Here is a 6,861-nt window from a genome sequence, read left to right on the forward strand (position 1 = left end):
GCGCACTCGCTTGCCGGTGCCATCATCGATCCGATTTCTTTGAATGAGCTGATTCCTGATTGGAAAGAAAAAGGCGCGCCGCTGACACGCACAGTGACGAAGGACAGGGTTGTGTTCCTGACCGCGAAAAAAGCGTTCAACCTGCCGATTACTCCTAATTTCGACAACCATGCAAACTACATCGCCAGCTTGGGCGAAGTTGTCCGCTGGCTGGCAGAGCAGGCGGAAAATTTGGGCGTAGAAATTTATCCGGGCTTTGCCGCTGCCGAAGTGCTTTATCACGAAGACGGTTCGGTCAAAGGCATTGCGACCGGTAATATGGGTGTGGGCAAAGACGGCGAACCGACCGATTCATTCCAGCCCGGCATGGAGCTTTGGGCGCAGCAAACCATATTTGCCGAAGGCTGTCGCGGCTCGCTTTCCAAGCAAGTCATTGAACAATTCAAGCTCGACCAAAACAGCGAGCCGCAAACTTACGGCTTGGGCATTAAAGAAATTTGGGAAGTGCCGTCTGAAAAACATCAGCCCGGTTTGGTCATGCACAGCGCAGGCTGGCCGTTGGACAGCAAAACCTACGGCGGCTCGTTTATTTATCACTTTGACGAGAACAAAGTCGCTGTCGGCTTTGTGGTCGGCTTGGATTATCAAAACCCTTATTTGTCGCCGTTTGAAGAGTTCCAACGTTTCAAAACCCATCCTGAAATCCGCAAAACCTTTGAAGGTGGCCGTCGTATCGCTTATGGTGCGCGTTCGCTGATTGAAGGCGGTTTGCAAAGCCTGCCGAAACTCTCGTTCAAAGGCGGCGTTTTGGTCGGTGATGCCGCAGGTTTCCTGAATATGCCGCGCATCAAAGGCATCCATACGGCCATGAAATCCGCCATGCTTGCCGCAGAAGCCGTATTTCCTTTGTTGGAAAACCTCGAAGAAGTGGAAAGCTTCGACAGCGGCAAAGAGGCCACCGATTATCAGCAACGCTTTGAACAAAGTTGGCTGTATCAAGAGCTTTACGCCGCGCGCAATGTCCGTCCGTCATTCAAATGGGGCGTTTACCTCGGCTCCGTCTATACCGGTATCGACCAGATGATTTTCAGAGGCAAAGCCCCGTGGACTTTGAAACATCACGGCAAAGACAACGAGCAGCTCAAAAAAGCCGCTGAATGCAAGCCGATTGACTATCCGAAGCCCGACGGCGTTTTGACCTTCGACCGTTTGAGCAGCGTTTTCCTTGCCAACCTTGCGCACGAAGAAAACCAGCCCGACCATTTGGTGCTGAAAAATCCGCAGGTCATGATAGATGTAAACTACAAAGAATACGCCTCGCCCGAAACCCGCTATTGTCCGGCCGGCGTATATGAAATCGTCGAAGAAAACGGCAACCCGCGCCTGCAAATCAACGCCGCCAACTGCGTTCACTGCAAAACGTGTGACATCAAAGACCCGACGCAAAACATCACTTGGATTTGTCCCGAAGGCGCGAGCGGACCGAATTACGGCGGAATGTAATTTACTGTTTTGAAGTCAAAACCTAAAGGCCGTCTGAAAAGTTTCAGACGGCCTCTATCCTATTATTTCATCAATGGAAGCATTATGAACACGCACATTTGGCAGGCAGGCCGATTTGAAATCGCCTTAGACAAACCAAAAATCATGGGCATCGTCAATCTGACCCCCGATTCATTTTCCGATGGCGGCACCTATTCGCAAAATGTCCAAATAGCATTGGCACATGCCGAGCAGCTGCTGAAAGACGGTGCGGATATTCTCGATATCGGCGGCGAATCTACCCGCCCGGGTTCGGATGATGTTTCTCTTGAAGAAGAATGGGCCAGGGTGCAGCCGGTTTTAGCGGAAGTCGCCAAGTGGAATGTTCCCGTCAGCTTGGACACGCGCCGCACGGTGATCATGGAAAAAGCCTTGGCGCAAGGCGGCGTCGATATTATCAACGATGTTGCCGCATTGAGTAATGAAGGTGCAGTCGCATTGCTGGCGCAACAGCCGAAGACGGGCGTGTGTCTCATGCACATGCAGGGTTTGCCCAAAACCATGCAGCTGAATCCGCAATATCAAGATGTCGTCGAAGAAGTCGCGCGTTATTTAAAAGCACGCGCGACAGAATGCGTTCAAGCAGGCATTGCCCCTGAACGCATTACGCTAGACCCCGGCTTCGGTTTCGGCAAAAACCTGCAACACAACATCACCCTGATAAAACATTTGCCTGAATTGATGGACGCAACCGGATTCCCCCTTCTGATCGGCGTATCGCGCAAACGTATGATTGGCGAGCTGACAGGCGAACAAGATGCTGCCAAACGCGTACACGGCAGCGTCGCAGCCGCTTTGGCCACAGTGGCTAGAGGCGCGCAAATCATCCGTGTTCACGATGTCAAAGCAACATCGGACGCTTTGAAAGTTTGGGAAGCATTGGGCGTATCGGCATAATGCCCGAATAGAAAACCAACAGGCCGTCTGAAACATTTGCCCGGCATCTTGAACAAGCAACAAGTTATGCTATAATCCGCTTCTACTCTTGACGGGTCTGTAGCTCAGGGGTTAGAGCAGGGGACTCATAATCCCTTGGTCGTGGGTTCGAAACCCACCGGACCCACCAAATATTAAAAATGCCCGAGGCTTTTGGCTTCGGGCATTTTTGTATTTATTGGTTTGTGAAGGGTTGGAATATAATGTGAACAACAGCATAAAAATCAACCTATAAAATGGATACAAAAGGTTAAAGCACATTTAGGTAATGCTTTTTTAGGCCGAAATGGGCTTATCACATTGACATCTTTATAGTTGTTGAGGGTAAATTTGATTTTGATTATCAGCCGCCTGAGCCGGGATTGGTATATAACGTTCCCAATTTTGTATTGGAAAAAGACCGTTACGTTGATTGGGAAGATACTTGGCGTACTTTTTAATTAGGAAATAAGTAAATGGCGAGCAGTTACTTTTTGCTTGCTCTGGTCGATATCTTTCTATTATTTTAAAATTAACAATGCTGTTTGAAAATCTTAATTTCAGACGGCATTTTTTATTTTTCCGAGTAATACCACCCTCTATATTGAGAGGCTGATGATTATTTTGATATAGCCGGACTGTTTTTCAGACGGCCTGAAGACTTAATCAACCATTCTGCGTATTTCGTTGATCGGGATACGCGGGGTATAGAGTATGTCGTAGGTTGGTTTGTCCAAAAGATCTTGCAGGGAGTATTGATCTAAATGGTTGAAGAAGGCTTTGATGGCGCCGGTAATGATGCCGGTCAGTCGGCAGGATGGGGTAATGAGGCATTCGTTGTTATCGCCCATGCATTCGACAACCTGCATCGGCTCAAGATGGCGGACGACTGCGCCGATGTTGATTTTTTCTGGAACATCCGCCAAGCGCAAACCGCCACCTTTGCCGCGCACGCTGACCAGAAATCCGCCTTTGACTAATGAGGTAACCACTTTCATCAAATGGCTTTTGGAAATATTGTAAGTCTCGGCAATGGTGCTGATATTGACGAGGGTGTCATCATTGATGGCGGTATAAACCAATACGCGCAATCCGTAATCGGTATGTTGGGTCAGATACATGGCTGGCTCTTTAGATATTTTTATTATATGTCAAAAGCGTAGTACTTGGAGAGGGGCCGTTTGACTTTATGTGGGGTTGGGTTTCATAATATCTGAAACATTTGAATTAATCCAGTTTGATAGACTGTTGCCATTATAACGAACTTATGAAACCCTTGAAACGCCACCCTGCATTAATAGAACTTTCCCGTGAGCATCATGGCTCGCTGTCGTTGTGCGTCCGTCTCCTGCGTACGCCGGAGCAAAGCCATCAAGCGGAGCTGGATTCTCATTTTGTGGAGCTTGAGCCACATTTTTTGGAGGAGGAAACCATGTTTGCTCCGTATTGGGATAAGGTTGATCCGGCGTTGAGGCAGCGTTTTGAAGGCGATCATGCCAAGTTGCGTGCGATGATGGCTCATCCTGAATATGTGAATGAATCATGGAATAAGGATTTTGCGGTGACTTTGCGCGATCATGCGCGTTTTGAGGAGCGCGAGCTTTTTCCTGCGATTGAACCTTTTTTGCCTTTGCCTGAAAATGTGTAATAGGGAAGGGAATCGATGGCCGTCTGAAAAGTTTCAGACGGCCTCTGTTGCTGTCTTATGATGATATAAAAATTGAAGGAACCACCATGAACGATTTGTTCAAATATCCTGTATGGGCAATGGCCTTCCGCCCGTTTTACTCGTTGGCGGCTTTGTATGGCGCATTGTCTATATTGCTTTGGGGCTTCGGCTATCAGGGTACGCCTGAATTGCCGAGTTTGTATTGGCATGCCCATGAAATGATTTGGGGCTACGCCGGATTGGTTGTCATTGCATTCTTGCTGACCGCGGTGGCAACTTGGACTGGCCAGCCGCCTACACGCGGTAAGGCGTTGGCAGGTTTGACCGCATTTTGGCTGCTTGCACGTTTGTGTGCGTTTATTCCCGGCTGGGGTGCGACGGCAAGCGGCATATTCGGCACGATCTTTTTCTGGTATGGCGCAGTGTGTATGGCTTTGCCGGTAATCCGTTCTCAAAACAAGCGCAACTATGTTGCCGTATTTGCTATTTTTGTTTTGGGCGGTACCCATTTCGCGTTCCATATGAAAATGCAGCCGTTTGATGCCATTGCGCTGATGACCGGTCTGCAATCCGGTTTGATTATGGTGGCCGGTTTTATCGGTTTAATCGGTATGCGGATTATCTCGTTCTTTACGTCCAAACGTTTGAACGTACCGCAAATTCCCAGCCCTCAATGGGTCGCGCACGCATCGCTTTGGCTGCCTATGCTGACTGCTATGATGATGGCTCATAACATATTGCCGGAATTGGCTGCTTTGTTCTCTATTGCTGCCGGTGTGATTTTTACCGTGCAGGTGTACCGCTGGTGGTATAAAGCCGTACTGAAAGAGCCTATGCTTTGGATTTTGTTTGCCGGCTATCTGTTTACAGGCTTGGGCTTGATTGCTGTCGGTATTTCTTATTGGATTTCAAGTTTCCTGAATTTGGGCGTACACCTTATCGGCGTTGGCGGTATCGGCGTGCTGACTTTGGGCATGATGGCACGAACTGCGCTTGGCCATACCGGCAACTCTATTTATCCGCCGCCTAAAGTGGTTCCTGTCGCCTTTTGGCTGATGATTGCCGCAACGGTTATCCGTGTTTTGGCTACCTTTGTGAGCGGTACGGCATACATACACAGTATCCGTTGCTCCGCCGCCTTGTTTGCCGTATCTCTGCTGTTGTACGCATGGAAATATATTCCTTGGCTGATCCGTCCGCGTTCGGATGGTCGTCCGGGTTAACGGTTTGGCAAAATGAAAAGGCCGTCTGAAAAGTTTCAGACGGCCTTATTTATTGATAATAAAAAAAGCCTTTCAAAGTATGAAAGGCTTTTATTGAAACTGTGGCCTCGCCAACAGGAATCGAACCTGTATTTTACGCTTAGGAGGCATACGTTCTATCCGTTGAACTATGGCGAGGCGTTAAAGGAGGGGATTTTAAACCTTTCCGGCAAAAAAAGACAATAAGCCGGCGGCAATTAAGGGGCCTACCGGAATGCCGCCAAGAAAAGCAACGCCGATGACAGTACCGATTAATAATCCGGTTACCAAAACAGGCTGTTCGCTCATCAATGGAACGCCACGTCCGGCAAGCCAAGAGACAAAGATGCCGATCAGGACGGAGGTAATCATTTTGAAATTGAGAAACTCGGACAGCGGCGGAATCTGTATTTTGCCGGAAACCAGCGGACTCAATACGCCGATGGTCAGCATAATGATGCCCACTTGCAGGCCGTGTTTTTCTACAAAGGGAATGTATTGCGACAAAGCGGTTTGCTGCATCAACAATAAGACGGCCGCCGAAATCGTAATCGAGTTGTTGTTGCTGACAACGCCTAAAAAAATCAGCGTAACCAGAAACAAAGGGACAAAACTGAAATTCATCGGATTAAGATACTCGGGCCAAGGATTCTTTTGCCAGTTGGATCATGGCATCTTTGACTTCGCTGTCAGGTAACACGTCCAATGAAGCGATGGCTTTATCGACGGCTTTTTTCGCTTCGGAAATCGAATACGGCAAAGCGTCTGAGTTAACGACATAGTCATGGATTTTTTCAAAATAGCTGCGGTCGGCATTTTCCAAGGCGTGGCGCACATCGTTTGCTGCCTGCTCGGAGCCGTTTCGCATCAGGTAAATCAATGGCAGGGTAGGTTTGCCTTCTGCCAAATCGTCGCCGACGTTTTTGCCGATTTCTTCGGTTTCTCCAGAGTAGTCCAATACATCATCAATAATTTGGAAAGCCGTACCGACATACATGCCGTAGTCTTTCAAGGCTTGCTCGTGTTCGGGGGAAGCCTTGCCCAAAATTGCGCCGACTTGCGCGGCTGCTTCAAACAGTTTTGCTGTTTTGTATTGGATAACTTGGACGTATTGCTCTTCGGTAATATCCGTATTACCGATGTTCATCAGCTGCATGACTTCGCCTTCGGCGATGATGTTGGTCGCGTCTGCCATTACTTCCAAAATACGCATACTGCCCGAACCAACCATCAGTTGGAAGGCGCGTGTATATAGGAAGTCGCCGACCAAAACAGCCGCCGCGTTGCCGAAGAGGTTGTTTGCCGTTTTACGACCGCGGCGCAAATCGCTTTCATCGACGACATCGTCGTGCAGGAGGGTGGAGGTGTGGATGAATTCCACCATTGCTGCCAGCGAGTACAGTTTTTTATCGTCATACCCGACTGCTTTGCCTGCCAAAATGGTAATAATCGGACGCAGGCGCTTACCGCCCGCGCTGATGATGTATGTGCCGA

7 protein-coding genes and 2 tRNA genes are annotated in these 6,861 nt (G+C 48.8%); 5 read left to right on the forward strand and 4 right to left on the reverse strand.

From position 1 onward, the window contains the following. The 3 genes from ACTHSP_RS16100 to ACTHSP_RS16110 all read left to right on the forward strand — a co-directional run. Positions 1–1,503 (forward strand): electron transfer flavoprotein-ubiquinone oxidoreductase (locus ACTHSP_RS16100; protein WP_440346440.1); only part of this gene is annotated, 1,503 nt, incomplete at its 5' end. 84 nt (positions 1,504–1,587) lie between these two features. Then, positions 1,588–2,439 (forward strand): dihydropteroate synthase, encoded by an 852-nt coding sequence (folP, locus tag ACTHSP_RS16105; RefSeq protein WP_440346441.1) that lies wholly within the window; start codon positions 1,588–1,590, stop codon positions 2,437–2,439. A 93-nt stretch (positions 2,440–2,532) separates the two neighbouring features. Next, positions 2,533–2,608, forward strand: a tRNA-Ile gene (locus ACTHSP_RS16110). A gap of 511 nt (positions 2,609–3,119) precedes the next feature. On the opposite strand, the gene ACTHSP_RS16115 is transcribed toward ACTHSP_RS16110, so the two are convergent. Continuing rightward, complete coding sequence (locus tag ACTHSP_RS16115; RefSeq protein ID WP_049328858.1) at positions 3,120–3,578, reverse strand: RrF2 family transcriptional regulator; 459 nt, start codon at positions 3,576–3,578, stop codon at positions 3,120–3,122. 146 nt (positions 3,579–3,724) lie between these two features. On the opposite strand from ACTHSP_RS16115, the gene ACTHSP_RS16120 reads away from it, so the two are divergent. Together ACTHSP_RS16120 and ACTHSP_RS16125 are read left to right on the forward strand one after the other, a co-directional pair. Continuing rightward, positions 3,725–4,105, forward strand: a complete 381-nt coding sequence (locus ACTHSP_RS16120) for a hemerythrin domain-containing protein (RefSeq protein WP_250601255.1) — start codon at positions 3,725–3,727, stop codon at positions 4,103–4,105. A gap of 86 nt (positions 4,106–4,191) precedes the next feature. Further along, positions 4,192–5,349, forward strand: coding sequence for an NnrS family protein (locus tag ACTHSP_RS16125; RefSeq protein WP_440346442.1), 1,158 nt, complete (start codon positions 4,192–4,194; stop codon positions 5,347–5,349). Between the two features lie 102 nt (positions 5,350–5,451). On the opposite strand, the gene ACTHSP_RS16130 is transcribed toward ACTHSP_RS16125, so the two are convergent. The 3 genes from ACTHSP_RS16130 to ACTHSP_RS16140 all read right to left on the reverse strand — a co-directional run. Beyond that, positions 5,452–5,526: transfer RNA gene (locus ACTHSP_RS16130), tRNA-Arg, on the reverse strand. 18 nt (positions 5,527–5,544) lie between these two features. Beyond that, the gene (locus tag ACTHSP_RS16135; protein WP_049351132.1) at positions 5,545–5,991 is read right to left on the reverse strand and encodes a DUF441 domain-containing protein; all 447 of its coding nucleotides are present in this window, start codon (positions 5,989–5,991) and stop codon (positions 5,545–5,547) included. 4 nt (positions 5,992–5,995) lie between these two features. After that, positions 5,996–6,861, reverse strand: an 866-nt coding sequence (locus ACTHSP_RS16140) for a polyprenyl synthetase family protein (protein WP_440346443.1), incomplete at its 5' end; no start/stop codon positions are given.

The sequence above is a fragment of the Neisseria sp. P0001.S005 genome, from assembly GCF_051963715.1.

Excerpts from the sequence above, each read along its gene's own strand:
- folP (WP_440346441.1), top strand. The coding sequence starts at position 1,588 with ATGAACACGCACATTTGGCAGGCAGGCCGATTTGAAATCGCCTTAGAC.
- ACTHSP_RS16115 (WP_049328858.1), bottom strand. The coding sequence starts at position 3,578 with ATGTATCTGACCCAACATACCGATTACGGATTGCGCGTATTGGTTTAT.
- ACTHSP_RS16120 (WP_250601255.1), top strand. The coding sequence starts at position 3,725 with ATGAAACCCTTGAAACGCCACCCTGCATTAATAGAACTTTCCCGTGAG.
- ACTHSP_RS16125 (WP_440346442.1), top strand. The coding sequence starts at position 4,192 with ATGAACGATTTGTTCAAATATCCTGTATGGGCAATGGCCTTCCGCCCG.
- ACTHSP_RS16135 (WP_049351132.1), bottom strand. The coding sequence starts at position 5,991 with ATGAATTTCAGTTTTGTCCCTTTGTTTCTGGTTACGCTGATTTTTTTA.